The sequence below is a fragment of the Methylophilus sp. 13 genome (genome assembly GCF_015354335.1).
Classification (GTDB): domain Bacteria; phylum Pseudomonadota; class Gammaproteobacteria; order Burkholderiales; family Methylophilaceae; genus Methylophilus; species Methylophilus glucosoxydans.
On record NZ_JADKYR010000009.1, the window covers coordinates 19,039 to 43,256 of the forward strand.

Here is a 24,218-nt window from a genome sequence, read left to right on the forward strand (position 1 = left end):
ACAGGTATGGTTTTTTTACAATTATTGCTGATGCTGGTGTTGATTTTAGTGGCAGCAGAGGTGTTTACCAACGCGCTGGAACATTTGGGGGAGCGCCTGGGGATTTCTGAAGGCGTGACAGGCTCAATTTTTGCGGCGGTGGGGACTGCGTTGCCAGAGACGCTGGTGCCATTGCTGGCGATTTTTTCGTATACGTCCTCCACGGGCGATAGCCATGCCGGCAATGACATCGGGGTGGGTGCCATTTTGGGCGCGCCCTTGATGCTGGCAACCTTATCTATCAGTTTGATGGCCTTTTCAGTCTTAAAGCGTCGTGGCGCACACGGTCATATCCGTCCCGAGCGCACCGGCCTGATCCGTGATCTGAATTTCTTTATTCTGGCGTTTATCTTTGCCACGGTGGCCATGTTTATTCCGCACACCGTCCCCATGGTGCGCTACGGTATCAGTATCCTCATGATTCTGATCTACTTTGTGTATGTGTTGATGACCATCAAGGCGTCTAAAGGCCTGGTGGAGGAGGGGCACGCGACCGAGGCCGAGGATGTCATGATGTTATCCCGGCTGGGCTTGCCCACCAACATGGTCACCATTCTGCTGCAATTGTTGCTTGGCTTGGCTTTGCTTATCGTCGGTGCCAAAGGCTTTATTAACGAGGTGGAAACCGCGGCTGCCATTTTGGGTGTGTCAGCCTTGTTGCTGTCTTTGCTGATTATCCCGATTGCCACCGAGCTGCCCGAAAAAGTAAACAGCATTTTGTGGATACGCAAAGGCAAAGACACGCTGGCGTTTGGCAATATTACCGGTGCCATGGTGTTTCAAGGCACTTTGTTGCCGGCAATCGGCATTATGTTGACTGACTGGTCTCCGCGACAAGAGGTCGCGCTCGGCATCCTGATCACCTTGCTGGCGGCCATCTGGGTACGTTACCGCATTGCCAAAGGTGGTTTGCTGGTATGGCACCTGCTTGTCAACGGCCTGTTCTACCTGGCCTATCTGGCAATTGTATTAAGCTAACCCTGACTGGATGAAAAAAGGCGACCTTCTGGTCGCCTTTTTGTTTTACTCTTCGTCGCCGTCTGCGTCGTCCAGGTCCGCGTCTTGCTCTTTCGATAATCCTAGCTTGGATAAACGGTAGCGCAAAGTGCGGAAACTGATGCCCAGTAATTTGGCCGCCGCAGTTTTATTATTGTTAGTTTTCTCCAGGGCTTGCAGAATCGTGCGCTTTTCAATGTCTTCCAGATAATCAGACAAGCTCACATCCATCGGCAACATGGTTCCAGGGACCGTCGCGGGTGCGGTGCTGGCTGGCGGGACCACGTCAGCCGCTTTCGCCACGGGTTCGTTGGCGCGCTCCAATACAGGGGCCTTCCAGGGCAACACCGGGCGATCACTCAGTTGCGCAGGCATGTCCTCCAGCGACAAGTCCTCTACCGTAATGGTCTGGCCATCGCATAGCGCCAGTGCGCGTTCCAGCATGTTTTCGAGTTCACGGACATTGCCATGAAAGGGCAGTTGCTGAATAAACACTTTGGCATCATCGGCAATCACCGGGATGTCTATGCCTTGTGTCTGGCACAACTTGGTCAGCAAACGTTCTGTCAGCTCCGGAATGTCTTCGGGGCGTTCACGCAAGGCCGGCATCTTGAGCTGAATCACATTGAGCCGGTAATACAAATCCTGCCGGAATTCGCCTTTTTCCATCATGGCATTGAGGTTTTTGTGCGTGGCAGAAATGATGCGTACATCCACCGCTTCTTCAATGGTGCTCCCCACCACGCGGACTTTTTTCTCCTGAATCGCGCGCAGCAGTTTCACCTGCATGGCCAGCGGCAGGTCGGCTACTTCATCCAGAAACAAGGTGCCACCACTGGCGGCCTGAAACAGGCCTTGCGTATCCTGAACGGCGCCGGTAAAGGCCCCTTTTTTATAGCCAAAGAATTCGCTTTCCATCAGGTTCTCGGGGATGGCGCCACAGTTAACTGCTACAAAAGACTGGTCCTTGCGGGCGCTGTTCTGGTGGATGAGACGCGCGGCCAGCTCCTTACCACTGCCAGATTCACCGCTGATGTAAACAGGGGCCTGGCTACGTGCCAGCTTGGCAATCATGGTCCTGACATAGCCCATGGCCGGAGACGCCCCAATCAAATCGACGGTGTTGGCTCCTTGAGATTCTTTTTGCGAGGAAAGCTTGAGCGCAGACTCGACCAATGGCCGCAACTGTTTGAGTGAAATCGGTTTGGTGATGTAGTCGTAGGCCCCGGCCTTGAGCGCAGAAACCGCATTTTCTGCACTGCCATAAGCCGTAATTACCGCGACGGGCAGCCCCGGAAATTGTGCATTGATGTGCTGTACAAGTTCCAGGCCCAAGCCATCCGGCAGGCGCATATCGGTTAGGCACAAGTCATAGCTGAAAGACTGCAGCATATGTTTTGCATCTGTGACGGTACTGGCGCTCTCGGCCTGTATGCCCATACGTTCCAGTGTCAGGACGACCAGTTCGCGAATATCGGTTTCGTCATCAACTACCAGACAACGATAAGTGTTTGCCATTTAAACAATTGCCTTTTTAACTGTCAGTGAAAATTGGGTGCCACCGGCCCCCGTGGTATAACTTAATTTTGCGCCATTGGCCTCAGCCAGCTCTCTTGCGATAAACAAGCCCAGCCCGGTCCCGGTTTTCTCCGTGGTCATGAACGGTTCGAACAAGTGGGGTTGAATTTTCGGGTCCACGCCTTGGCCATCGTCTCTGACCAGCAGGTGAATAAACTGTCCGCTTTTATCGCTCACGACGTTCAGTTGCAGGCTTTGTGCCTGTTGCTGACTGTGCCGCCATCCATTTTTACACAGATTCCATAAAATCTGGTTGATGTGCCGACGATCAAAAATAATGCCGGTTTCTGCTGCAGGCAAACTGAGTGTGAAATCACTCAGGGCAATCTTTTCTACCGCACAAAACTGTTGATAAAACTCCAGTACAAAGCTGTTGATATTTAATTTTTCCTGATTGGTGCGGTCGCGCCGGTTCAACTCCAGCACATCCTTGATAATCTGGTCCAGCCGCTGCACGTTGTCAGAAATAATTTGCAGCATGCGCTGCGTGCCTGGCTGCTGCGAGTCTTCTTGCATGAGTTGCGTCGCATGGCTAATCGCACTGAGCGGATTGCGGATTTCGTGCGCGATATTCGCTGTCAGCCTGCCCAGTGCCGCCAGTTTTACCTGGTGGGCCTGGGTTTGTATTTGTGACCAGTCCTCAATAAAAATCACCACACCATTGTCTGCATTTTCTGAGATGGCGTGAAAGCGGATACCGAGGTCGCGATTGTTGATACTGAGTTTGGTGGCATCTGGCGAGGCCAGTTTGGCCGAGGGCGTCGTACGCAATAATTGCATGATTGCCGGAATCAGTTGCTCCACCGGGGTGGAGAGTTCCAGCGCTGCCAGCATTTGTGATTCTTCCAACCCCAGCAGCTTGCAGGCTTGCAGGTTGTAGTGTTTGAGCTGCTGGTGCTGGTCTATCACCAGCACCCCGTTAGGCATTTCTTGCGTGATCAGGGCGTTAGTTTTGGCTAAATGTTCAATATCACGCCCACGCTGACTGGCCAGCTTTTCACTGCTTTGCATGCGTGCAGTCAGCGTTTGTGCCAGCCAGGCCGTCGCAAAGCAACTCAATGACAACAGCACTGCATTGCTGTAATCGTTCATGGGGACGTTGCGGTTTAACAGCTGAAAAGTGTTCTCGAGCAGAATGCCTATGGTGGCAATGGCCGCATAAAACATGGCAAAGCGGCCATCGCTGATCAGCCCGGCAAAGATGATATTGATGATGAGCAGCAACCCAATCGCACTCTGGTTGCCAGGTAAAAAATGCAGCATGAGCACGATAAAAACAATGTCGAGGCTGGTCTGGATCTTGACGGCTAGCCCTTGCTTGCATTGCAGGGACTCAAAGCTGACACTGACAGCAATCGCGTATAAAAAGAATAACAGCAATGCCCAAAAGGTGAGCGAGGGTTCTGCCGGGGCATTGCGAAAAAATGGCCATAGCTGGCTACCAAACAGCATGCCCGAGGCCCCCAGCCTGAAGAGCGTATACAGGCGCAAGTGCTGGATATCAGGAGTTCTTTCAATCGTGCTGATCATCATAAGGCGCACGCAGAAAAAACGGAGGGTTGCCGAGCGGCGGCTTGCACTACTTGGCAATTTACTGGACAAGGCATAAACATTATTTTTTAATTGTGAGCATAAATAGTGTGCTTTTGCTATTGAGCTTGTGGCCGTTATCACGTGGCAATTCGCAGGCTTATTCTAACAGTAATTAAATTTAAAACTGATATACTCCCTGTCAGAGGGAGATAAAACCGTGCATATTTGTTTTAGACGGATAAACACTCACAACAATGTCGCAAAAATGGCACCTTTGTCAGCATGAGAAACTGACGATCGCGGGAATGGGAATTTGTAGTGGCGAGTGCGCAAGAACTATCGGATTTTTTACGCCAGGTTGAAAAACGGGCCTTCAGGCAAACGGCGTATGCGGTGCGTGACGATCATGCCGCACTGGATATCGTGCAGGATGCCATGATGAAGCTGGCTGAAAAATATGCCAGCAAGCCGATTGAAGAATATCCTTTGCTGTTTCAGCGCATTTTGCAAAATACCATGCGCGACTACTGGCGGCGGCAGAAAGTGCGCAACTTGTGGACCAGTCTGTTTTCGTCACTCGGTTCGCAAGAGGATGAAGACTATGACCCACTTGAAACGATAGAGGTGGAAACCCAGGAAGGGGATCCTGCCGAGCAACTCGAGCGGTCACAAGTGATGCGCCTGATTGAAAAAGCCCTGGCAAAATTACCAGCACGTCAACGGGAAGCCTTCGTCCTGCGTTATTGGGAGGAATTAGACGTTGCTGAAACAGCGTCGGTGATGGGATGTTCAGAAGGAAGTGTTAAAACGCACTGCTCCAGAGCAGTCAGTGCGTTATCAATGTTAATGGAGCAGGCCGGCATTGGTCGCCGGAAACTGCCAAACAAGGAGTAAGGCATGAGGATACAACGTCACGTGGATGATGACTTGCCCACCCCTCTGCGCGAAGGGGTGCAGGCACTCAAGCAGGATGATCGGCCGCTGTCTGCCGCAGTGCAAGACCGGTTGGCGAAGGCCCGTCAGGCTGCTTTGGCGCAACATGCAGCTGCGCATCAGGCCCGTTCCGGTTGGTCGGATGTGTTGTCATGGGCTTCATGGGGGCATCCCCGTGTCGCAGGGATGGCCGCGTTCTCTATTTTTTTTGCGGTGGGCTTGATGTTTATCTCTAACAGCCAGAATGATGATGCGCTGTTGCTCAGCGATGATATGCCTGTCGAGGCATTTGTCGATAACGGGTTTGCTGCCTGGCAGTATTCAGAAGATATTTGATGGCGCTTTGGGTAGGGTTGTGCGCCGGGCGATACAAAATGCTTTCATGGAATAATGAGAAATGATACGAAATCATTCTTTGTGGATAGGGTGGATATTCTGTTTCGGCACTTCGTTGCCGAGTTTTGTGGCTGCAGAAGCGTTCCCCGGCGAGGCCGCTGCCTCGCGCGTGATGGCGATGGCCGATATCGGGGCGATCAAGAATGACCTGGCCCCGGCCGATCCTGCGGCCAATGTGACTTGGGCACAGTTGACGGAACAGCAGAAAACCGTGTTGGCGCCTTTGGCCAGTGAGTGGGATAGCTTGCGGCCCTGGCAGCGTGAGAAAATGCTCGATATTGCCAAGGAGTATCCAAAAATGGATGCGCAGAAGCAGCAGCGCATCCAGCATCAACTGGTGAAATGGAGCCGCATGACGCCCTACGAGCGCGAGAATGCGCGCAAACGTTACCAGCAGTTTCAAAGCTTGAGTCCCGAGAAAAAAGAAGCTTTGCGCAAACAGTGGCAGCAGCACAAGCAAAAATCGGCGATCAGTGAAGGTTATGATCCTGAGTTTGATGGCGCAGAGCATTAAACTTTCTCTCATAAAAAAGGCCCGCTGGATGCGGGCCTTTTTTATGAGAGTTCAGGATTAGTTGGCTTCTTCATTCAAAGACTTGCTCATCGACAGGCCGGTCAGCACAATGCCGGAGCCCGCGCTCTGGGAGGTCAGGGTGCTGTAGTTGTGTTCCATCCATTTTTTGATGCGTTTGGCATCGCCAATTCGAGTCAATTTGCCAACGGAGTCCAGCAACACCATGATGAGTGGTTCACCCGCAATGGTTGCCTGCATCACCAGGCAGCGGCCTGCTTCACTGATGTACCCTGTTTTGGAGAGGCCAATTTCCCAGCTGCTGTTGGAGCTGTCACGCACCAAGGCATTGGTATTGTGAAAGTGTATCGGCTGGCGTCTGCTATTCACGTATAAGTCGTAATCAGATGTGGTCGTAATCTGGCGTATTAATGGGTACTGATACGCTGCGTGAACCATTTTGGCCAAGTCCATGGCGGTTGAGACATTGTTGCTGGTCAGACCAGTGGAGTCTTCAAAATGCGTATTCATCATGCCCAGGCTGGCTGCTTTGGCGTTCATTTCCTGGATAAAACGGGCCTTACCACCTGGATAGTGCGTTGCCAGCGCAGAAGCTGCACGGTTTTCGGAGGCAATCAACGCCAGGTTCAACAGGTCGGCACGTGTCATGGTGGTGCCGACTGGCAGGCGTGAAGAAGTGCCTTTCAGGTAGTCAACGTCCATTTCAGTAATGGATACTTCTTCATTCAGGTTAAGTTTTGCATCCAGCACGACCATGGCAGTCATGAGTTTGGTGACGGAGGCAATCGGCGTCGGCGTATCGAGGTTTTTGGAGTAAATGATCTCGTGCGTGTTCTGGTTCATGACCAGCGCCTTGGTGGAGGCGATGGACAAATTGCCATTGTTGAGCGATTTGCCCTGGAACGAATCAAACATCTCGGCATCGACCGTCGGTCGCGCCGCTTTTCTGGCATGCGAGTGTAATTTCACCGGGCGCATCCCTTTGGTTTTTTCAGGGTTAACGCGGTACTGTGAAGAAACGCGCGCGCTGTATTTTTTACTTTTGCTCGCAGAAACGGTTTGTTTCTTGGAGGATGATTTGGCAATGGCTTGACCCGCAGGTGCAAAAGCAATTGAACACATTAGTAAAACTTTAAAACAGTGCTTGTAAAAACTCATAATCAACCTTCCTGAAACCCGCCTCATTATTGCCCAGTAATTATTCAGCGTCAATCACTTATCGCAATTTTTTCGTGTGAAAAGTTAAGCAATTTGCTTGCCTGTCTGAATAAGTTTTGGCGCGTTGTGCAGACTATGGCACAATAATTATCTACTAAACTTTTGATTTTTAAATTCTATGTCAGCAGGCTTGAAATACTTCTTTTCCAAAGACCACACCTGGGCAGCGCAAGGCGAAGATGGATTATGGCTGGTTGGGATTACTGACTACGCCCAAAATATGCTGGGGGATGTGGTGTTTGTGGACCCGCCCAAAGTGGGGCAGTCTGTTGAGCAAGGGGCGGTGTGCGGCCTGATTGAGTCAGTCAAGACCGGTTCTGATCTCTATGCGCCCTTGACCGGGGTCGTGGACGCCGTCAATGAACAGGCATTGTCTTCACCTGAGCGCATTAATGATCATCCTTATGACACGTGGTTGTTCAAGCTGGCAGCGACTGCCAGTGGTGCAGAAGGGCTGCTTGATCAATCAGCTTATGAATCACAGCTTTAGTGGCTGATGGTTTAGCTGGGGGTTGCTTAGTCCGCCTGTTTTATCCTGAGCGGGCGCTTGGTGGCTGCCAATTCGGCTGGCGTGAGGGCTGCTACTTTCACTGTGTCGGCTTTTTGATCTAGCGATAACATGGTGTGATGGATGTTCAAATCGCGGCTGGCTAAGCTCAGAAAAAATAGTGCGATCAGGCTAAGGGGTATTTTAAGTGACAGTGATTGCATGGCGGGTTCCTTAAAGTCTTTTTAATTCAAATACATCGCGCTGCTTTTTATGATTTGTAACGCGAATCGGGTATAATTTGTCTTTGTTTAGTTTTTAAGCAAGTTATCTTTCCGGTTGACGTTCAAAATGCCTATCTACGATTTTCAATGTACCGCCTGTGGTTACCAGCAAGAGTTGATGCGTAAGGTCTCTGCGCCTGCAGTGGAGGCTTGTCCGCAATGCCAGCAGCAAACCTTTAGCAAGCAAGTGTCGGCGCCCAATTTTCAGCTGACCGGCAGTGGCTGGTATGCCACCGATTTCAAAAATAACCAGTCAGCCAAGAGCAGCTCTTCATCTGAATCTGCCAGTGCCGGAGACGCTGCCAAGTGCTCACCGGGTTGCGCCTGCCACTAAAAAGACAAGCATGAAAAAATACTTTATTACAGGGTTGTTGGTACTGGTTCCATTGTTCATTACGGTGTGGGTGCTAAAAACTTTAGTGCAAACGCTGGACCAGAGTCTGCTGTTGTTGCCCGTCGCCTGGCGGCCAGAAGCCTGGCTGGGCGTAGATATTCCAGGCTTTGGCGTGATTCTGACCGTGGGCATTATTTTGGCGACCGGTCTGGTAGCGACCAACATTTTTGGCCAGCAACTGATTGTGTTATGGGAAGGCTTGCTGGTCCGCGTGCCTGTGGTCAAGTCTATTTATTCCAGCGTCAAGCAAGTATCAGACACTTTGTTTTCTGACTCCGGTAACGCATTCCGCCAGGCGTTGTTGATTCAGTACCCACGGCAGGGCGTCTGGACCATCGCTTTTTTAACCGGCACGCCGGGTGGCGATGTGAGCAAGCACTTGCAGGGAGAATATGTCAGTGTGTATGTGCCGACCACGCCTAATCCGACCTCAGGATTCTTTTTGATGCTGCCCAAGGCAGATGTGATCGAGCTGGATATGAGCGTAGATCAGGCCTTGAAATACATCATCAGCATGGGTACAGTGGCGCCCTTGCCTAAACAACATTAACCGCAACACCACTTTAAACTTTATAAAATTATTATGATGCGTACACATTACTGCGGTCACTTGAACCGCGAACATATTGGACAAACCGTGACCCTGTGTGGCTGGGCTCACCGTCGTCGCGACCACGGGGGGGTGATTTTTATTGATTTGCGGGACCGCGAAGGTCTGGCGCAAATCGTGATTGACCCGGATACCAAAGACGCATTTGCCATCGCAGAAACCGTACGTAATGAATTTGTGTTGCGTGTGGTCTGTAAAGTGCGTGCCCGTCCTGAAGGCACCGTGAATCCCAACCTGCCAACCGGCGAAGTGGAGATGCTGGCGACAGAGATCGAAGTACTGAATGCTTCACTGACACCGCCGTTCATGCTGGATGACGACAATCTGACCGAGACCGTTCGTCTGGAGCATCGCTATATCGATCTGCGCCGCCCGGCCATGCAGAAAAACCTCATGTTGCGTTACAAAGTGGCGAAAAACCTGCGTGACTACCTCGATGAAAATGGCTTTATCGAAGTAGAAACGCCAATGCTGACCCGTTCGACGCCAGAAGGCGCACGTGATTACCTGGTGCCTTCACGCGTACACCACGGCATGTTTTTTGCACTGCCACAGTCACCACAATTGTTCAAACAATTGCTGATGGTGTCCGGTTTTGACCGTTACTTCCAGATCACCAAATGTTTCCGTGACGAAGACCTGCGCGCAGACCGTCAGCCAGAATTTACCCAGGTGGATATTGAAACTTCTTTCCTGGAAGAAAACGACATCATGGACATCGTCGAAGAGATGATTCGTCGCATGATGAAAAAGGTGCAGGATATCGACCTGCCCGCCAAATTCCCGCGCATGCCCTTCTCTGAGGCGATGAACAAATACGGTTCTGACAAGCCTGATATGCGCGTGACACTGGAAATCACTGAGCTCACCGATGTGATGAAGGATGTGGATTTTAAAGTGTTTGCCGGTGCTGCCAATATGGCCGGTGGCCGCGTGGCTGCGATTCGCGTGCCTAACGGTGCGGCCATCAGCCGCTCTGAGATTGATGCCTATACCGAATTCGTCAAAATTTATGGCGCCAAAGGTCTGGCTTATATCAAGATCAACGACATTACCAAACTGAACGAAGAAGGTCTGCAAAGCCCGATTGTGAAGAACATTCACGTCAATGCCTTGCAAGCCGTGCTTGAGCGCACGGGTGCGCAAAACGGTGACATCGTATTCTTTGGCGCCGATAAAGCCAAGATCGTCAATGAAGCCCTGGGCGCACTACGCACCAAGGTTGGCCATGAAAAAGGCCATGTCGATGGTCGTCAGTGGGCGCCATTGTGGGTGGTGGATTTCCCGATGTTTGAGCACGACGAAGATGCAGACCGTTGGGTCGCCTTGCATCACCCGTTTACTGCACCGAAAGATGGTCATGAAGACCTGTTGGTCAGCAATCCAGGCGCTTGCTTGTCTAAAGCGTATGACATGGTGCTCAACGGTTGGGAAGTGGGTGGTGGTTCCGTGCGTATCCACAAGCAAGAGGTGCAGTCCAAGGTGTTTGATGCATTGAAGATCAGCAAGGAAGAAGCGCAAGAGAAATTTGGCTTCTTGCTGGATGCACTGCAATACGGTGCGCCACCGCATGGCGGCTTGGCATTTGGTCTGGATCGTTTGGTTACCCTGATGGCTGGCGCCGAATCAATCCGTGATGTGATTGCCTTCCCGAAAACCCAGCGCGCACAATGTCTGATGACCAATGCGCCTAACGAGGTGGACGAGAAGCAATTGCGTGAATTGCATATTCGCGTACGTCAGCAAAACGCTGCTGGCAGCTAACATGCGGGCGACTTGCCACGAGATTGTTGCAGGTCTCTGTTTTGTGATCAACGCGCCCAGACGGGCGCGTTTTTTATTGGATGTTTAGAGTATGTTGTCACTGATACGCACGATTCCCGATTACCCAAAACCCGGCATTCAGTTTCGGGATATCACGCCTTTGTTGCAGGATAAGCAGGGGTTTGCAGCGGTGCTGGATGCGCTGGCAGCACATTGTTCCCAGATGCCGGTAGATAAGGTGGTCGCCGTGGAGGCGCGGGGCTTTATTATTGGCGCAGCATTGGCTGCACGCCTGGGAGCAGGCTTTGTGCCTGTGCGCAAACCGGGCAAATTGCCAGCGCAGACCATCAAGCAGTCTTACAGTCTCGAATATGGCACCGATACACTGGAGCTTCATGCCGATGCGATTCAGGCAAATGAGCGCATTTTGCTGGTGGATGATCTGATCGCTACCGGTGGCACCGCACTGGCCGCGGTCGCGTTGATTCGGCAGCTGGGCGGGCTGGTAACGCAGGCTGCTTTTATCATTGATCTGCCCGATTTGGGCGGGATGCAACATTTAGCCAATGCTGGCGTCCAAGGCTTTGCCTTGTATCAATTTGAGGGCGATTAAGTTTTGTACTATAGTGGCCGACTTGCATGCCACTTAACACACGGGACCTCACAGGATTACTATGCCACTGACCGAAATCAATCATGTCAATTTTCGCTCTGACCGCGAAACCATGCACAAACTGCGCGATTTTTATTGCGAGGTGCTTGGGCTGACGGTGGGCAAGCGGGTGGCGAGTACCACCTATGGCTATTGGCTGTATATCGGTGATAACGATGTGATTCATCTGGCCGAGTACAAAACGGCAGAAGCGCCGCAGTTGCATGTGCATGGCACCTATGACCATGTTTCATTCACCTGCACAGACATGCCTGCCATGGAGGCGCACTTGCAGGCGCACGGCATCACTTACACCACGCGTATCCTGGCTAATGGGGTTCGCCAGATCAACTTGCGGGATCCGGCCGGTAATGGCGTGGAGCTTAATTTTGAAGAGTACCGTGACCCGGCGTATGTGATGCGGCCATCTGGCGACCCGGGCAAAATGTGAGGGTCAATGTGATGCGTATCACATATTGTATTTGTCAAAGCATAAGAAAATCCTTTTCATGCAATCTAAGATAAAAAATGGAAGATGGGGAATCGTATGAAAAAAACATGGATGATGGTCGTGGGGTTGGTGGCTTTCTGTGCGGCAAGTGTGGTGCATGCAGAGGCGGATCCCAAGTTATGGTCAGTAGTGAAAGAGGCTTTTTTCCCCAAGCGGGAGATTCAGGAAGTTGACTTCCTGAAAGTGGAGGGGCCACGCCGCGCCGAGAGCGGCGCACAGGTGCCCGTCACTTTCATTTACGACAAGGCGGCGGCCAACGGCATCCAGTTAAAGAAACTGTATGTGATCGTTGATGCCAACCCGATACAATTGGCGTCCACTTATCATTTAACCGACAGCTTGAACGGCTTTCAGATGGCGACCCGTATCCGTCAGGAAACCGATTCTTATGTGCGCCTGATTGGCGAAACTGCAGATGGCAAGCTGTATATGGGTAAGCGCGAGATTCGTGCGGCGGGCGGCTGTGGCGGTACCGTCGATAATAATGAATCCGAAGTGCGGGCGGCGGCGGGCAAGATCAAAATGAGTGTGGATGCGCCAAAATTTGGCGAGCCCGCCACGGCCACGTTCAACATTAAACATGTGATGCGGACCGGCTTGCAGCGCGATCTGGTTTCACAAGGCTATGTGCCTGCATTTTATATCAACAAAACCACCTTTACCTACAACGGCAAGGAGTTGATGACAGTCGATGTCGGTGTGGGCACCAGTGAAGATCCTTACATGAAATTTAGTTTTATCCCCGATGCACCGGGCAAGCTCGAAGTGGTCGCCACGGATAATGAAGGCAAGACGTTTAGCCAGAGCCTGGATGTCCATAGTTAATCGTGATGCATGCATAAAAAGGTCTCTCAGGAGGCCTTTTTTATTTGCGCTGCGTGGGCGCGTTTGGCCTGCTGACCGTCAATGTTAAAATAACATTATTTGGGGAAAGGGAAAGCATGAAAAGTTTTCGTAAAGAGCTGTGGTTTAACATTCCGGCACGCATGGATTTCAAGAATATCACCAGTGACGTGGTTGCGTGTGTGCGTGAAAGTGGCGTGCAAGAAGGCCTGGTGCTGATTAACGCCATGCATATTTCTGCCAGCGTGTTTATCAACGACGATGAGCGCGGCCTGCACCATGATTACAAAATATGGCTGGAAAAGTTGGCGCCGCACGAGCCGGTGAGTGGCTACCGCCATAACGATACTGGTGAGGATAATGCAGATGCGCATATCAAGCGCCAGATCATGGGCCGCGAAGTGGTGGTGGCGATTACTGAAGGCAAGCTGGATTTCGGCCCATGGGAACAGATTTTTTACGGTGAGTTTGATGGCCGCCGTAACAAGCGTGTACTGGTGAAAATTATCGGCGAATAAATGGCATTCGCTGCAAGTGATTGAGCTATAAGCTTTTTTAATGGACTAAATTGAAATGAAATCCCCTGAATTGTTAGCGCCCGCCGGTGATCTTGATCGCATGCGTACGGCGTTTGATTACGGCGCAGACGCGGTGTATGCCGGTCAGCCGCGCTACAGCTTGCGCGTGCGTGAAAATGATTTTTCAATGCAAAACTTGGCAATTGGCATTCAGGAGGCGCATGCACGCGGCAAAAAGTTTTTTGTCGCCAGCAATATTTCACCGCATAACGCCAAAGTCAAAACCTATATGCGCGATATGGCGCCGGTGATTGACATGCAGCCCGACGCATTGATTATGGCCGACCCTGGCCTGATCATGATGGTGCGCGAGCAATGGCCGGACATGCCTATCCATCTGTCGGTGCAGGCCAATGCGGTCAATTACGCTTCGGTTAAATTCTGGCAGCGCATGGGCCTGACACGGGTGATTTTGTCACGTGAGTTATCGCTGGACGAGATTGCCGAAATCCGCCAGGAATGCCCGGATATGGAGCTTGAGGTGTTTATTCACGGTGCCTTGTGTATCGCTTATTCCGGCCGTTGCCTGCTGTCTGGCTATTTCAATTCGCGCGATCCCAATCAGGGGACCTGTACCAACAGTTGCCGCTGGGATTACAAGGTGCATGATGCCCAGCCCGATGCCGCAGGCGTGATCCGTTTAAAAGAGTTTGATTTTCAGGCCGAGCTGGAACAATCCAATCTGTCTTCCTGTGGCTCATTACCCCGCCATCCGGCTGCTGACCAGGTTTACCTGATCGAGGAAAAAGGCCGTCCTGGCGAGCTTTTGCCTATCATGGAAGACGAACACGGCACCTATATCATGAACAGCAAGGACTTGCGGGCGATTGAGCACGTGGAGAAGCTAATTGCCATTGGCGTCGATTCGCTCAAGATTGAAGGACGTACCAAGTCGCGTTACTACGTGGCGCGTACCAGCCAGAATTACCGCCAGGCGATTGATGATGCCGTGGCCGGGCGTCCGTTTGACTGGCGTTTGCTGGGCGAGTTGGAGAACCTGGCCAACCGGGGCTACACCGATGGTTTTTACCAGCGCCACCATACCGCCGAGCACCAAAATTACGTCCAGGGGCACTCGAGTGCCAATCGCAGCCAGTATGTCGGCGATGTGGTGGCCTATGATGCAGAGCTGGGACTGGCTTCCATTCAGGCGCGTAACAAATTTGCCGTAGGCGACAAATTGCAACTGATACACCCCAGTGGTAACCGCGACATTGTGGTGGAGCAGCTTTTTGATAAGCGGGGCGAAGCCGTGCAGCAGGCCGCTGGCAGCGGACATTTTGTCAAACTGCCGATTGCCGCATCTGCCCTGGATAATGCCATGGTTGCCAAATATCTGTAAGTGCGGGTCAATCTGGGCAATCAAAAAAGGGGAGTGAGCTCCCCTTTTTTGTTGGCTGCTGAAATGCATCAGCTATGAATATAGCTTTCCAGTTGCTTGATCAGTGATTGCTGGTAGTCTATCGTCTCTTTGAGAATATCCCCGATCGAAAGCATGCCTAGCAGTTTGCCATGATCGACCACGGGCAAGTGGCGGATACGCTTTTCCAGCATGGTGTTCATGGCCGACTCGACCAGGTCACCCGGTTTGCCTGTGATGACTTTTTCCGTCATCACTTCACTGACTTGCGTGGTTTTGGATGAGCGGCCTTTCAGGATAATCTCGCGCGCATAATCGCGTTCCGAGAAGATTCCCACCAGTTCGCCGTCTTTGATCACAGCCAGTGCACCAATCTGGTATTCCGCCAGAATCACCAGTGCGTCAAACACCGGTCGGTTGGGCGCAATACTAATGATGCCTTGATGTGTTTTATGAGTGAGTACTTGCTGAAGCGTCTTCATGACTTCCTCCTTTCATAGGGCACGAGCGTCTAAATATACACCGATGTGTCGTGGAGTAAAACCTCAGATTGTTATTGACATAATTAGCCGGCTAACTATAATGTGGCTAATTATGTTACAGCTTAGAGATCTTCCTACCCCAGAAGTCCTGCAACGGTTTGCCCAGCGCTATCCGGAAGCCGATGTCACGGCTATTGCCAGCTTCTTGATGTTGTTACGCGTGGCCACTGATTTGTCAGTGGCACTGGATGCCTGCCTGAGTAAACACGATTTGTTACAGGGGCGCTGGTGGGTGTTGATTTTGTTGATGCGCGAAGTTGACCTGACGTCTACGCCCTCGGTGTTGGCAGAAAAGCTGGGGGTGACGCGCGCCACCATGACTGGGTTGTTGGATGGCCTGGAGCAAGGTGGCCTGGTCCAGCGTATCTTGGTGCCAGAAGACAGACGCAGTGTCAAAGTGCGTCTGACTGAAGCCGGGCAAGCCCGGCTGGATGCGGTGATGCCGGACTATTACACGCGGCTACGGCAGTGCATGCAAGGATTGAACGAGCAGCAGCGCAAGGATTTGCAAGCGCTGTTAGGGGTGATAGACCAGGGCATCTCAGCCTGGGATTTTAAATAGTAATGTGTCTTTTATTCAGGAGTTTTGTATGACTAATGTTGATCACTTCATTGCGTTAAACCAGCAGTTTGATGCTGCCTTTAACAGCAAAAATCCACAGGCGATTGCGGCCTTGTATGCAGAGCAGGCGATCGTGATGCCTGCGCCTGCTGGCCAGGTCGTGAAGGGCCGTCAGGCGGTTGCGGATTTTTTTGCTGGACTGATTCAGGCTGGGGTCATTGAACATGCGCTGACGATGAACGAGGCGGTGGTCAGCGAAACGCTGGTCACTCAAACCGGACATTGGGCAGCAGCCATGATGGCTGAGGATGGCGTCAAGCAGCAGTTTGGCGGCAATGTACAAGTGGTGTTTCAAAAGCAACCCGATGGGCAGTGGCTGGCAGTGACCCATATCTGGAACTAAATCAGCGGATAAAGTCATGGATCAATTGCTTAAACAGCGTTCACAGGCACTGACAGCACTGCTGGTGCTGACGCTGATCTGGGGCTATAACTGGGTGGTGATGAAAAGCGCGTTGCAATATGCGGGGCCGTTCCAGTTTGCCGCCATGCGTACCTTTTTTGGCGCGCTGGTGTTGTTTTTGGTGCTGTATGTGACGCGGCGGCCAATGGGCTTGACCGAGTTTCCAACCATGCTGCTGCTGGGCATTTTGCAGAATGTAGGGTTCACCGGCGTGCTCATGTGGGCGCTGGTGCAGGGGGGCGCGGGCAAGACGGCGGTGCTGACTTATACCATGCCTTTCTGGACCTTGCTGTTTGCCTGGCCCATGCTCGGTGAGCGTATCCACGGCTGGCAATGGCTGGCGGTGATTTCTGCCGTGTTGGGCATGCTGTTTATTTTTGATCCTTTGCATTTGCGTGCAGACAGCTTCAGCATGCTGTTGGCTGTGCTGTCCGGCGTGTCGTGGGCGGTGTCTGCGATTATGACCAAGCAATTGCACAGACGTCATCCAACGCTAGACCTGATCAATCTGACGGCCTGGCCTATGTTGCTGGGTTCGCTGCCTATGGTGCTGATTGCCTTTCTGGTCCCTGCGCCGACTATGCAATGGTCGGGTTATCTGATCGGCGCGGTATTGTTTAATGTGATGTTATGTGGCGCGTTGGCCTGGTTGCTCTGGCTGTTTGCCTTGCAGCGGTTGCCCGCCGGGGTGGCCAGTATGGCCTCCATGCTGGCACCCGTGATTGGGGTGATTGCGGCCTGGATACAGTTGCATGAAGTGCCGGATGGCATGGAGATGATCGGCATGGCACTGATTTTGTTTTCCCTCAGCCTGATTTCCATTCTGATGATGCGGCCTGCCTATCACGGTATCCCGCCGGCGAGTGCCAACGTTTAGCGCCATTTTTCGCTGTTCTCCCGGTTTTTTCATTGCGCAGGGCTTGCGTAAATCAGGCCCTGTTCTTATTTGTCTTGCCTATCTGCCTTCAATCAAGCCGCCGCCAAGCCTGCTTGCGCCTGTGGTAAAATCCGCCAGTTAAAACATTTCATCCCGTTGTTAAAAAATACAAGGAAGTCATATGGCTGGACATAGTAAATGGGCCAATATCCAACATCGCAAAGGTCGCCAGGATGCCAAGCGCGGCAAAATCTTCACCAAGCTGATTAAAGAGATCACGGTCTCTGCGCGCATGGGTGGCGGTGATACAGCCATGAACCCGCGTCTGCGTGCGGCCGTGGCAGCGGCCAAAGAAGAGAATATGCCTTCAGACAATATCACGCGTGCCATCAAAAAAGGCACGGGTGAGCTCGAGGGTGTCAACTACGAAGAAATTCGTTATGAAGGCTATGGCATCAATGGTGCGGCCATCATTATTGATTGTCTGACCGATAACCGTCAGCGTGCGGTCATGGATGTGCGCCATGCCTTAACCAAGCATGGCGGCAACCTCGGGACCGATGGTAGCGTGGCCTTTATGTTCAAGCACTGTGGTCAGTTGGTGTTTGAGCCTGGCGTCTCGGAAGACGCCGTCATGGAAGCGGCACTGGAAGCCGGTGCGGAAGATGTGATTGCCGATGAGGATGGCAGCATAGAAGTGATCACGGCCCCTGGCGATTTTGTCACGGTGAAAGAAGCGCTTGAGGCTGCGGGCCTGAAGGCGGTGATGGCGCAAGTGACCATGAAGCCGCTGAATGAAGTGGTGTTTACTGGCGATGATGCGGTCAAAATGCAAAAAATTCTCGACATGCTCGAAGACCTCGATGACGTGCAAGAGGTCTACACTTCTGCCGTGATTGAAGAAGATTAAATGGCGCGATTGGCGGTGCACGCCTTTCTGGCCAACCGGCTTGAACTGGGTGTCTTGACGTGAGTAGTCAGCGTATTTTGGGCATAGACCCCGGCCTGAGAATTACGGGTTTCGGTGTTATAGAAGCCGTGGATGGCAAATTGTCCTACGTGACCAGTGGCGTGATTAAAACCGCTTCAGCTAAAAAAACCGCAGAGGGCGAGTCAGAAAAAGAGGCCTTGCCCGAGCGCCTAAAGGTTATTCTGGACGGCTTGTTTGAGGTGATTTCAACCTATCAGCCCACGCAAGTGGCGATTGAAAAAGTGTTTGTTAATGTCAACCCTCAGTCCACGCTATTGTTGGGTCAGGCGCGCGGCGCTGCCATTTCTGCGGCGGTGATCCGTCAACTGCCGGTGGCTGAATATACGGCGCTGCAAGTGAAACAATCGGTCGTGGGTAACGGCCATGCGCAAAAAGAGCAGGTGCAAGAGATGGTCAAGCGCCTGCTTAAATTACCGGCTACGCCTAGCCCAGACTCTGCGGATGCCTTGGCTTGCGCGATTTGTCATGCACATGGCGGTCAGGGCCTGGGGGCTTTGGCCACCACCGGCTTCAGAGTTAGAAATGGAAGATTGATATGATCGCACGCCTGAATGGCCGCTTGCTGGAAAAGTCCCCACCCTTGATTGTGGTGGATTGCAATGGCGTGGGCTATGAAGTAGAGGTGCCGATGAGCACTTTTTATAATTTGCCCGATCTGGGTCAACCTGTGCAGATTTTGACGCATATGGTGGTGCGCGAGGATGCGCAACTGCTGTATGGCTTTGGCAGTGAGCAAGAGAAAAACACCTTCAAGCAATTGTTGAAGGTGAATGGCATTGGTGCCAAGTCTGCGCTGGCGATTTTGAGTGGTGTCAGCGTGAATGATTTGATGCTCGCCGTCAGCCAGCAAGAAGTCGGCTTGCTGACGCGTATTCCTGGCATCGGCAAAAAAACAGCCGAGCGTTTGTTACTCGAGCTCAAAGACAAATTTGTGGTGACGGGGTCCACCTCGGCGCAACCGGCCGTCAAAGCGGCGACAGATGATATCCTCAATGCACTGGTGGCGCTTGGTTACCATGAGCGTGAGGCAGCTGCGACCCTGAAGTTGCTGGAACCTGGCATTAGTGTGAGCGATGGTATCCGGCAGGCGCTCAAGTATCTGGCCAAGTAGTCCGGCCAGGCCGAGCGCGAGTCTGTAATAGTCATACGCTGCATGGTATGATGACAAAAATAACTGATTCAATCGCGGCATGAGGCCTTCATTGTTGAGTATTGCATTGCACTTCATCGCCCATCACCCATGATAGAAACCGATAGACTCGTCGCTCCCGCTACTGCCAGCACTCAAGAAGAGGCGCTTGAGCGTGCCTTGCGCCCCAAGCATCTGGATGAGTATGTGGGGCAGGAGAAGGCGCGCGGTCAACTCGAAATCTTTATTAATGCGGCCCGTGGCCGGCAAGAGGCACTTGATCATGTGCTGCTGTTCGGCCCGCCTGGTCTGGGTAAAACCACGCTTGCTCACATTGTGGCTAAAGAGATGGGCGTCAATCTGCGCATGACCTCGGGCCCGGTGCTGGAGCGGGCCGGCGATCTGGCTGCATTGCTGACCAATCTTGAACCCAACGACGTCTTATTTATTGACGAGATTCATCGCCTGAGCCCGGTGGTTGAGGAGATTTTGTATCCGGCCATGGAAGATTACCGACTCGATATCATGATCGGTGAAGGACCTGCAGCACGCAGTGTGCGACTGGATTTGCCGCCTTTTACGCTGGTGGGGGCGACCACGCGCGCGGGCATGTTGACCAACCCCTTGCGTGACCGGTTTGGCATTGTGGCGCGGCTAGAGTTTTACAGTCACGCGGAGCTCTCCAAGATTGTCATGCGGTCGGCCAACTTGCTCGAGGTTGAAATGCAAGCGGCCGGCGCGCTGGAGATTGCCAGACGTTCACGCGGCACACCGCGGATTGCCAATCGTCTGCTACGCCGGGTCAGGGATTATGCGCAAGTCAAATCGGATGGCATTGTGACCGATACGATTGCCGATGCCGCCTTGAAAATGCTGGATGTCGATCAGCAAGGGCTGGATGTGATGGATCGCAAGTTATTGCAGGCGGTGGTTGAAAAGTTTGGTGGCGGGCCAGTGGGACTGGACAATCTTGCCGCGGCCATTGGTGAAGAGCGTGACACCATAGAAGATGTGCTGGAGCCCTATCTGATTCAGCAAGGCTATCTGATGCGCACGCCGCGCGGACGCGTGGCCACGCAGTTGACTTACCAGCATTTTGGCTTGAAAGCGCCTGTCAGCATGGTGTCAGCCGATTTATGGCAAGATGCCGGGCAATAACATGGTTGAGTTTCCTGTACGTGTGTATTACGAGGATACCGATGCCGGTGGTGTGGTCTATCACAGCCGCTACCTGAATTTTATGGAGCGTGCGCGCACCGAGTGGTTGCGGGCGGCAGGCTTTGACCAAAGCGCGCTCAAGCAGCAAGAACAAGTGTTGTTTGTCGTCCACAGCATGCAGCTACAATTTAAAAAACCGGCCCGGCTGGATGACCAGTTGCGGGTGGTTTCGCAGTTGCTGGAGATGGGGCGTGGCAGTTTTAGCTGCCAGCAGCAGATCATGCGTGATGAAACGATTTTAATTGAGGCACAGGTGAAAGTCGCCTGTGTCGATGCGGATTCATTTAAACCCACGGGTATTCCGGCCCGTATCAAAATTGCACTGGAGTCTTCATGAATGTAGCGAACGATATGTCGATTTTTACCCTGGTGAGCGGGGCCAGTTTGCCAGTTCAGCTGGTGATGCTGATTCTGCTGCTGACCTCACTCGCCTCCTGGTGGTATATCTTCATTAAGGTTTTTTCACTTAAGGCTGCCAACGAAAATGTGGATCAGTTTGAAGCGCAATTCTGGTCCGGCGGTGATTTGAACGAGCTGTACGAGCGCATCACGACTGGTCGCAAAACACCTCAAGGCATGGCCAGCATTTTTCAGGCCGGGTTAAAAGAATTTATCCGCTACAAGCAGCAAAAAGATACCGAAGTCAGTGATGTGATGGAGGCGACGCGTCGTGCCATGCGTGCAGCATATAACCGCGAACTGGATTATCTGGATGCGCACCTGCCATTCTTGGCTTCCGTAGGTTCGGTCAGTCCTTACATCGGCCTGTTCGGCACCGTATGGGGCATCATGAACGCCTTCCGTGGCTTGTCTAACGTTGCGCAGGCGACATTGAGCCAGGTTGCCCCTGGCATTGCCGAGGCGCTGGTGGCGACTGCGATCGGGTTGTTTGCCGCGATCCCAGCCGTGATTGCCTATAACCGCTTTGCCGCGGGCGTAGACCGCCTCTCTGTCCGTTACGAGAGCTTTATCGAAGAATTTACCAACATTTTGCAACGTAGAGCCTGATAGGAGCCGCGATGAGCAGAACGCGTAAACGTCGCATGATGAACCAGATTAACGTCGTCCCCTATATCGACGTCACGCTGGTGTTGCTGGTGATTTTTATGGTGACCGCGCCCATGACCAATCCCGGCATGGTGGAGTTGCCCAAAGTCGGGCAGGCCCTCAAGCAGAGTGGTGACCCGATTGTGATCACCGTGCAAAAAGAAGGCACTGTGATGATGGAAGGCAAAGAGATGCAGCGTGACGATATGCTGGCTTTGATTCGTCAGCGCCTGTCTGAGACACAAAAGCCGGTGGTGGTGTCTGCAGATAAAAACACGCCTTATGGTGAAGTGGTGTCCGTCATGGATTTGCTCAAGCAAGCGCAGGTGAATCAAGTTGGTTTGCTGTTTCAGAATGAGAAATAACGGGCAGGTTGCTTAAAGCGCATGAAAGTCACTTACTCCCCACAAGATCAGGCGATACGCAAACGTGCAGCGATCTTATCCGTGCTCATGCACGTGTTACTGTGCTTGGGCATGATCTTTATGGTTGACTGGAAAGCGGTCCACGTGACCCCCAGTGTGATGGAGGCGACCTTGTGGGATAGCTTGCCTAGTAAACAGCCTGCCAAGCCAGTGGAAAAGCCGGTAGAACCGACGCCACCACCGCCTGAACCCAAACCAGAACCGACACCGCCGCCCAAGCCGCCTGAGCCAGAACCTAAACCGCAACCCAAGCCTGAGCCTGCGCCTCAAGTCAAGCAAGCGGAACAAGAGGCGGAAATTGCACTCAAAAAGCAGGAGGAAGAAAAGAAGCGCCTGCTAGACGAAGAGAAAAAGAAGGAACTTGAGCAGAAAAAGCAGGAAGAAAAACTGAAAAAAATTCAGGAAGCCTTGCGTAAACAAGAGGAAGAAGAAAAGCTGAAAAAAATTCAGGATGCGATGCGCCAGCAAGAGTTGGACGCACAGCAGTCGGCGGCGGCTGCAGCGGTTGATCCGTCTGTGCTCAGTTATTACATGGGCTTGATGAGCCGCAAAATCCGTAGCAATGTGAACCCCGGCTTGTGCCCTGTTTCTAACCCCGAGTTGCTGGTAGATATCCAGATGATGAATTCGGGAGATATTTCCGGCATGCCCAAGCTGGTGCGAGGGTCGGGCGATGCCATTTGTGATGATGCAGTGATCCGTGCCATTTTGGCGGCCAAGCCCTTCGATTTGCCGGATGATCCTGCGGCACGTAGAAAAATGGTAGATCAGATTCGCTTGAAGTTGAAGCCACGTGGCTAGGCAAGCAATGACGATGAGGCGGCTTTTCGTTATAATTCAGATATATAAGCAAACCAGATGAATAATATTGTCACCATGAAAACACACACACGAGGTTTGATGCACGCATTTGCCACGGCGATTTTTGCCGGATTCGTTGCGCTGCTGTCGGTTATCCCTGCCCATGCGGCACTAGAGCTTGAGATCAGTGGCGGTAGTGCCATCCAGATTCCAGTCGCGATTCTGCCGATGGCCGAGACAGACAATCCGCAAGCACAAAGCCGTTTGCATGAGATCATCAGTAACGACCTGCGTAGCAGTGGCATGTTCCGTATTATCAATACCAGCGGCATGCCAGCGTTGCCGACCAATGCTTCTCAAATTAAATATACCGACTGGACTGCGCTCAAGGCACAAGGCTTGAGCCTGGGTGAAGTGCAGTCAACAGGCAACGGCAATCTCAAGATCTCGGTGCAGGTGATGGATGTGTTGCGTCAAACGGCGTTGCTGCAACTGACCTATACCGTCTCTGCTAGTCAGTATCGCCATGTCGCGCACATGATTGCCGACCAGATTTATGAAAAGTTTACCGGTCAGCCCGGCGCCTTTGCCACGCGCATTGCTTACGTTACCAAAACAGGTAAGCGCTTTACGCTGCAAATTGCGGATTACGATGGCTATAATGCGCAAACGCTGGTGTCTTCGAATGAGCCGATTATTTCACCGGCCTGGTCGCCTGATGGCACCAAGATGGCTTACGTGTCTTTTGAGAAAAAGAAACCGATTGTGTTTGTGCAGTCCTTGTATACGGGTGAGCGCAAAGTGGTGGCTAACTTCAAGGGGAATAACAGTGCCCCGGCCTGGTCGCCAGACGGTAGCAAATTGGCGGTGGTGTTGACCTATGGTGCCAACTCGCAGATTTATACTATTGCTGCGGATGGTTCCAACTTGCAGCAAATCACCAAAAGCAGTGCGATTGATACCGAGCCAGCGTTCTCGCCTGATGGCCAGTTTATTTACTTCAGCTCAGACCGTGGCGGACGTCCTCAGATTTACAAGGTGCCTGCTTCTGGTGGCTCCCCTTCGCGCGTGACTTTTGAGGGTGGCTATAACGTGAGCCCGCGCTTTTCCCCCGATGGCAAGTATTTAACCTACATTCGCAATGACGGCGGTTCTTTTAAAGTAGCCGTTCAGGAGTTGGCGTCTGGCAATGTCAAACTGCTGAGCAATGGTTCGCAAGATGAGTCGCCGAGCTTTGCCCCGAACGCACGTACCATCATGTATGCCACCCGGGTGGGCGGCAAAGGGACCTTGGCGACAGTGACCGTGGATGGCCTGGTCAGGCAGCGTCTGTCTGAGGCCGGCGGTGATATTCGTGAGCCCGCCTGGGGTCCTGCACAAGCTTCAGCCAAGTAGTCGTAACAATAATCGTCTTTTTGGTTAATTTTATTCAGTCAATCATTTTTAAGGAGAAAG

General features: G+C 52.3%; 30 protein-coding genes. 25 read left to right on the plus strand and 5 right to left on the minus strand.

The features are described from left to right. Window positions 1-6 precede the first annotated feature (6 nt). Window positions 7-1,017, plus strand: a complete 1,011-nt coding sequence (locus INP77_RS14550) for a sodium:calcium antiporter (RefSeq protein WP_194749804.1) — start codon at window positions 7-9, stop codon at window positions 1,015-1,017. A 45-nt stretch (window positions 1,018-1,062) separates the two neighbouring features. Here the strand turns inward: INP77_RS14550 and INP77_RS14555 are convergent, their stop codons facing one another. Further along, window positions 1,063-2,553, minus strand: coding sequence for a sigma-54 dependent transcriptional regulator (locus INP77_RS14555; protein ID WP_194749805.1), 1,491 nt, complete (start codon window positions 2,551-2,553; stop codon window positions 1,063-1,065). Further along, entirely contained in the window at window positions 2,554-4,146 is a 1,593-nt protein-coding gene (locus INP77_RS14560) for a nitrogen regulation protein NR(II) (RefSeq protein ID WP_194749806.1), read from the minus strand. Window positions 4,147-4,464: 318 nt separating this feature from the next. Between INP77_RS14560 and INP77_RS14565 the strand changes: the two genes are divergently transcribed. The 3 genes from INP77_RS14565 to INP77_RS14575 all read left to right on the plus strand — a co-directional run bounded on the left by INP77_RS14565 (window position 4,465) and on the right by INP77_RS14575 (window position 5,989). Beyond that, complete coding sequence (locus INP77_RS14565) at window positions 4,465-5,040, plus strand: RNA polymerase sigma factor (protein ID WP_194749807.1); 576 nt, start codon at window positions 4,465-4,467, stop codon at window positions 5,038-5,040. Window positions 5,041-5,043: 3 nt separating this feature from the next. Then, on the plus strand, window positions 5,044-5,415 hold the full coding sequence (locus INP77_RS14570) for a DUF3619 family protein (protein WP_194749808.1): 372 nt from the start codon (window positions 5,044-5,046) through the stop codon (window positions 5,413-5,415). A gap of 178 nt (window positions 5,416-5,593) precedes the next feature. Then, window positions 5,594-5,989, plus strand: a complete 396-nt coding sequence (locus INP77_RS14575) for a DUF3106 domain-containing protein (RefSeq protein ID WP_228518968.1) — start codon at window positions 5,594-5,596, stop codon at window positions 5,987-5,989. Window positions 5,990-6,046: 57 nt separating this feature from the next. On the opposite strand, the gene pbpG is transcribed toward INP77_RS14575, so the two are convergent. Then, the gene (gene pbpG, locus INP77_RS14580; protein ID WP_194749810.1) at window positions 6,047-7,129 is read right to left on the minus strand and encodes a D-alanyl-D-alanine endopeptidase; all 1,083 of its coding nucleotides are present in this window, start codon (window positions 7,127-7,129) and stop codon (window positions 6,047-6,049) included. A gap of 214 nt (window positions 7,130-7,343) precedes the next feature. Here pbpG and INP77_RS14585 point away from each other — a divergent pair, with 214 nt between their 5' ends. Then, a complete protein-coding gene (locus INP77_RS14585; RefSeq protein WP_194749811.1) occupies window positions 7,344-7,715 on the plus strand; it encodes a glycine cleavage system protein H in 372 nt (123 codons plus the stop codon). Between the two features lie 26 nt (window positions 7,716-7,741). Here the strand turns inward: INP77_RS14585 and INP77_RS14590 are convergent, their stop codons facing one another. After that, window positions 7,742-7,936, minus strand: coding sequence for a hypothetical protein (locus INP77_RS14590; protein WP_194749812.1), 195 nt, complete (start codon window positions 7,934-7,936; stop codon window positions 7,742-7,744). Window positions 7,937-8,063: 127 nt separating this feature from the next. Between INP77_RS14590 and INP77_RS14595 the strand changes: the two genes are divergently transcribed. From INP77_RS14595 to yegQ, 8 genes are all read left to right on the plus strand, one after another. After that, window positions 8,064-8,330, plus strand: a complete 267-nt coding sequence (locus tag INP77_RS14595; RefSeq protein ID WP_194749813.1) for an FmdB family zinc ribbon protein — start codon at window positions 8,064-8,066, stop codon at window positions 8,328-8,330. Between the two features lie 10 nt (window positions 8,331-8,340). Continuing rightward, window positions 8,341-8,940 carry a DUF502 domain-containing protein gene (locus tag INP77_RS14600; RefSeq protein ID WP_194749814.1) on the plus strand — a complete coding sequence of 200 codons (600 nt, stop codon included), beginning with the start codon at window positions 8,341-8,343 and terminating at the stop codon, window positions 8,938-8,940. Between the two features lie 33 nt (window positions 8,941-8,973). Beyond that, window positions 8,974-10,764 carry an aspartate--tRNA ligase gene (aspS, locus tag INP77_RS14605; protein WP_194749815.1) on the plus strand — a complete coding sequence of 597 codons (1,791 nt, stop codon included), beginning with the start codon at window positions 8,974-8,976 and terminating at the stop codon, window positions 10,762-10,764. A gap of 91 nt (window positions 10,765-10,855) precedes the next feature. Then, on the plus strand, window positions 10,856-11,377 hold the full coding sequence (locus INP77_RS14610) for an adenine phosphoribosyltransferase (protein WP_194749816.1): 522 nt from the start codon (window positions 10,856-10,858) through the stop codon (window positions 11,375-11,377). 61 nt (window positions 11,378-11,438) lie between these two features. Next, window positions 11,439-11,867 carry a VOC family protein gene (locus INP77_RS14615; protein ID WP_194749817.1) on the plus strand — a complete coding sequence of 143 codons (429 nt, stop codon included), beginning with the start codon at window positions 11,439-11,441 and terminating at the stop codon, window positions 11,865-11,867. A 96-nt stretch (window positions 11,868-11,963) separates the two neighbouring features. Beyond that, window positions 11,964-12,752 carry a quinoprotein dehydrogenase-associated SoxYZ-like carrier gene (locus INP77_RS14620; RefSeq protein WP_194749818.1) on the plus strand — a complete coding sequence of 263 codons (789 nt, stop codon included), beginning with the start codon at window positions 11,964-11,966 and terminating at the stop codon, window positions 12,750-12,752. A gap of 116 nt (window positions 12,753-12,868) precedes the next feature. Continuing rightward, complete coding sequence (locus INP77_RS14625) at window positions 12,869-13,288, plus strand: secondary thiamine-phosphate synthase enzyme YjbQ (RefSeq protein ID WP_194749819.1); 420 nt, start codon at window positions 12,869-12,871, stop codon at window positions 13,286-13,288. A gap of 55 nt (window positions 13,289-13,343) precedes the next feature. Next, entirely contained in the window at window positions 13,344-14,690 is a 1,347-nt protein-coding gene (yegQ, locus tag INP77_RS14630; protein WP_194749820.1) for a tRNA 5-hydroxyuridine modification protein YegQ, read from the plus strand. A 68-nt stretch (window positions 14,691-14,758) separates the two neighbouring features. Here yegQ and INP77_RS14635 read toward each other — a convergent pair whose 3' ends face one another. Continuing rightward, the gene (locus INP77_RS14635) at window positions 14,759-15,190 is read right to left on the minus strand and encodes a CBS domain-containing protein (protein ID WP_194749821.1); all 432 of its coding nucleotides are present in this window, start codon (window positions 15,188-15,190) and stop codon (window positions 14,759-14,761) included. 112 nt (window positions 15,191-15,302) lie between these two features. Between INP77_RS14635 and INP77_RS14640 the strand changes: the two genes are divergently transcribed. The 12 genes from INP77_RS14640 (at window position 15,303) to tolB (ending at window position 24,158) form a co-directional block, all read left to right on the plus strand. Further along, complete coding sequence (locus INP77_RS14640) at window positions 15,303-15,812, plus strand: MarR family winged helix-turn-helix transcriptional regulator (RefSeq protein WP_194749822.1); 510 nt, start codon at window positions 15,303-15,305, stop codon at window positions 15,810-15,812. A gap of 28 nt (window positions 15,813-15,840) precedes the next feature. Continuing rightward, entirely contained in the window at window positions 15,841-16,215 is a 375-nt protein-coding gene (locus INP77_RS14645) for a nuclear transport factor 2 family protein (protein ID WP_194749823.1), read from the plus strand. Window positions 16,216-16,231: 16 nt separating this feature from the next. After that, window positions 16,232-17,152, plus strand: coding sequence for a DMT family transporter (locus tag INP77_RS14650; protein ID WP_194749824.1), 921 nt, complete (start codon window positions 16,232-16,234; stop codon window positions 17,150-17,152). A gap of 181 nt (window positions 17,153-17,333) precedes the next feature. After that, window positions 17,334-18,062 carry a YebC/PmpR family DNA-binding transcriptional regulator gene (locus INP77_RS14655; protein ID WP_194749825.1) on the plus strand — a complete coding sequence of 243 codons (729 nt, stop codon included), beginning with the start codon at window positions 17,334-17,336 and terminating at the stop codon, window positions 18,060-18,062. 59 nt (window positions 18,063-18,121) lie between these two features. Beyond that, a complete protein-coding gene (gene ruvC / locus INP77_RS14660) occupies window positions 18,122-18,682 on the plus strand; it encodes a crossover junction endodeoxyribonuclease RuvC (RefSeq protein WP_194749826.1) in 561 nt (186 codons plus the stop codon). Continuing rightward, window positions 18,679-19,254 carry a Holliday junction branch migration protein RuvA gene (gene ruvA / locus INP77_RS14665; protein WP_194749827.1) on the plus strand — a complete coding sequence of 192 codons (576 nt, stop codon included), beginning with the start codon at window positions 18,679-18,681 and terminating at the stop codon, window positions 19,252-19,254. The genes ruvC and ruvA overlap by 4 nt, the downstream gene beginning before the upstream one ends. Window positions 19,255-19,383: 129 nt before the next feature. Continuing rightward, window positions 19,384-20,430 carry a Holliday junction branch migration DNA helicase RuvB gene (gene ruvB, locus INP77_RS14670; protein WP_194749828.1) on the plus strand — a complete coding sequence of 349 codons (1,047 nt, stop codon included), beginning with the start codon at window positions 19,384-19,386 and terminating at the stop codon, window positions 20,428-20,430. Between the two features lies 1 nt (window position 20,431). Beyond that, window positions 20,432-20,827 carry a tol-pal system-associated acyl-CoA thioesterase gene (ybgC, locus tag INP77_RS14675; RefSeq protein ID WP_194749829.1) on the plus strand — a complete coding sequence of 132 codons (396 nt, stop codon included), beginning with the start codon at window positions 20,432-20,434 and terminating at the stop codon, window positions 20,825-20,827. Further along, entirely contained in the window at window positions 20,824-21,498 is a 675-nt protein-coding gene (tolQ, locus tag INP77_RS14680) for a protein TolQ (RefSeq protein WP_194749830.1), read from the plus strand. The genes ybgC and tolQ overlap by 4 nt, the downstream gene beginning before the upstream one ends. An 11-nt stretch (window positions 21,499-21,509) precedes the next feature. Continuing rightward, window positions 21,510-21,902 (plus strand): ExbD/TolR family protein, encoded by a 393-nt coding sequence (locus INP77_RS14685; protein ID WP_194749831.1) that lies wholly within the window; start codon window positions 21,510-21,512, stop codon window positions 21,900-21,902. A 21-nt stretch (window positions 21,903-21,923) separates the two neighbouring features. Continuing rightward, the gene (tolA, locus tag INP77_RS14690) at window positions 21,924-22,763 is read left to right on the plus strand and encodes a cell envelope integrity protein TolA (RefSeq protein WP_194749832.1); all 840 of its coding nucleotides are present in this window, start codon (window positions 21,924-21,926) and stop codon (window positions 22,761-22,763) included. Window positions 22,764-22,820: 57 nt separating this feature from the next. Beyond that, the gene (gene tolB / locus INP77_RS14695; protein ID WP_194749833.1) at window positions 22,821-24,158 is read left to right on the plus strand and encodes a Tol-Pal system beta propeller repeat protein TolB; all 1,338 of its coding nucleotides are present in this window, start codon (window positions 22,821-22,823) and stop codon (window positions 24,156-24,158) included. Window positions 24,159-24,218: the final 60 nt, after the last annotated feature.

Coding starts and splice junctions, on each gene's coding strand:
- INP77_RS14570 (WP_194749808.1), top strand. CDS start 5,044: ATGAGGATACAACGTCACGTGGATGATGACTTGCCCACCCCTCTGCGC.
- tolA (WP_194749832.1), top strand. CDS start 21,924: ATGAAAGTCACTTACTCCCCACAAGATCAGGCGATACGCAAACGTGCA.
- tolQ (WP_194749830.1), top strand. CDS start 20,824: ATGAATGTAGCGAACGATATGTCGATTTTTACCCTGGTGAGCGGGGCC.
- INP77_RS14560 (WP_194749806.1), bottom strand. CDS start 4,146: ATGATGATCAGCACGATTGAAAGAACTCCTGATATCCAGCACTTGCGC.
- tolB (WP_194749833.1), top strand. CDS start 22,821: ATGAATAATATTGTCACCATGAAAACACACACACGAGGTTTGATGCAC.
- INP77_RS14590 (WP_194749812.1), bottom strand. CDS start 7,936: ATGCAATCACTGTCACTTAAAATACCCCTTAGCCTGATCGCACTATTT.
- INP77_RS14640 (WP_194749822.1), top strand. CDS start 15,303: ATGTTACAGCTTAGAGATCTTCCTACCCCAGAAGTCCTGCAACGGTTT.
- INP77_RS14595 (WP_194749813.1), top strand. CDS start 8,064: ATGCCTATCTACGATTTTCAATGTACCGCCTGTGGTTACCAGCAAGAG.
- INP77_RS14555 (WP_194749805.1), bottom strand. CDS start 2,553: ATGGCAAACACTTATCGTTGTCTGGTAGTTGATGACGAAACCGATATT.
- ybgC (WP_194749829.1), top strand. CDS start 20,432: ATGGTTGAGTTTCCTGTACGTGTGTATTACGAGGATACCGATGCCGGT.
- aspS (WP_194749815.1), top strand. CDS start 8,974: ATGATGCGTACACATTACTGCGGTCACTTGAACCGCGAACATATTGGA.
- INP77_RS14585 (WP_194749811.1), top strand. CDS start 7,344: ATGTCAGCAGGCTTGAAATACTTCTTTTCCAAAGACCACACCTGGGCA.
- yegQ (WP_194749820.1), top strand. CDS start 13,344: ATGAAATCCCCTGAATTGTTAGCGCCCGCCGGTGATCTTGATCGCATG.
- INP77_RS14655 (WP_194749825.1), top strand. CDS start 17,334: ATGGCTGGACATAGTAAATGGGCCAATATCCAACATCGCAAAGGTCGC.
- INP77_RS14625 (WP_194749819.1), top strand. CDS start 12,869: ATGAAAAGTTTTCGTAAAGAGCTGTGGTTTAACATTCCGGCACGCATG.
- ruvA (WP_194749827.1), top strand. CDS start 18,679: ATGATCGCACGCCTGAATGGCCGCTTGCTGGAAAAGTCCCCACCCTTG.
- pbpG (WP_194749810.1), bottom strand. CDS start 7,129: ATGTGTTCAATTGCTTTTGCACCTGCGGGTCAAGCCATTGCCAAATCA.
- INP77_RS14685 (WP_194749831.1), top strand. CDS start 21,510: ATGAGCAGAACGCGTAAACGTCGCATGATGAACCAGATTAACGTCGTC.
- ruvB (WP_194749828.1), top strand. CDS start 19,384: ATGATAGAAACCGATAGACTCGTCGCTCCCGCTACTGCCAGCACTCAA.
- INP77_RS14650 (WP_194749824.1), top strand. CDS start 16,232: ATGGATCAATTGCTTAAACAGCGTTCACAGGCACTGACAGCACTGCTG.
- INP77_RS14615 (WP_194749817.1), top strand. CDS start 11,439: ATGCCACTGACCGAAATCAATCATGTCAATTTTCGCTCTGACCGCGAA.
- INP77_RS14635 (WP_194749821.1), bottom strand. CDS start 15,190: ATGAAGACGCTTCAGCAAGTACTCACTCATAAAACACATCAAGGCATC.
- INP77_RS14645 (WP_194749823.1), top strand. CDS start 15,841: ATGACTAATGTTGATCACTTCATTGCGTTAAACCAGCAGTTTGATGCT.
- INP77_RS14600 (WP_194749814.1), top strand. CDS start 8,341: ATGAAAAAATACTTTATTACAGGGTTGTTGGTACTGGTTCCATTGTTC.
- INP77_RS14620 (WP_194749818.1), top strand. CDS start 11,964: ATGAAAAAAACATGGATGATGGTCGTGGGGTTGGTGGCTTTCTGTGCG.
- INP77_RS14550 (WP_194749804.1), top strand. CDS start 7: ATGGTTTTTTTACAATTATTGCTGATGCTGGTGTTGATTTTAGTGGCA.
- INP77_RS14575 (WP_228518968.1), top strand. CDS start 5,594: ATGGCCGATATCGGGGCGATCAAGAATGACCTGGCCCCGGCCGATCCT.
- INP77_RS14610 (WP_194749816.1), top strand. CDS start 10,856: ATGTTGTCACTGATACGCACGATTCCCGATTACCCAAAACCCGGCATT.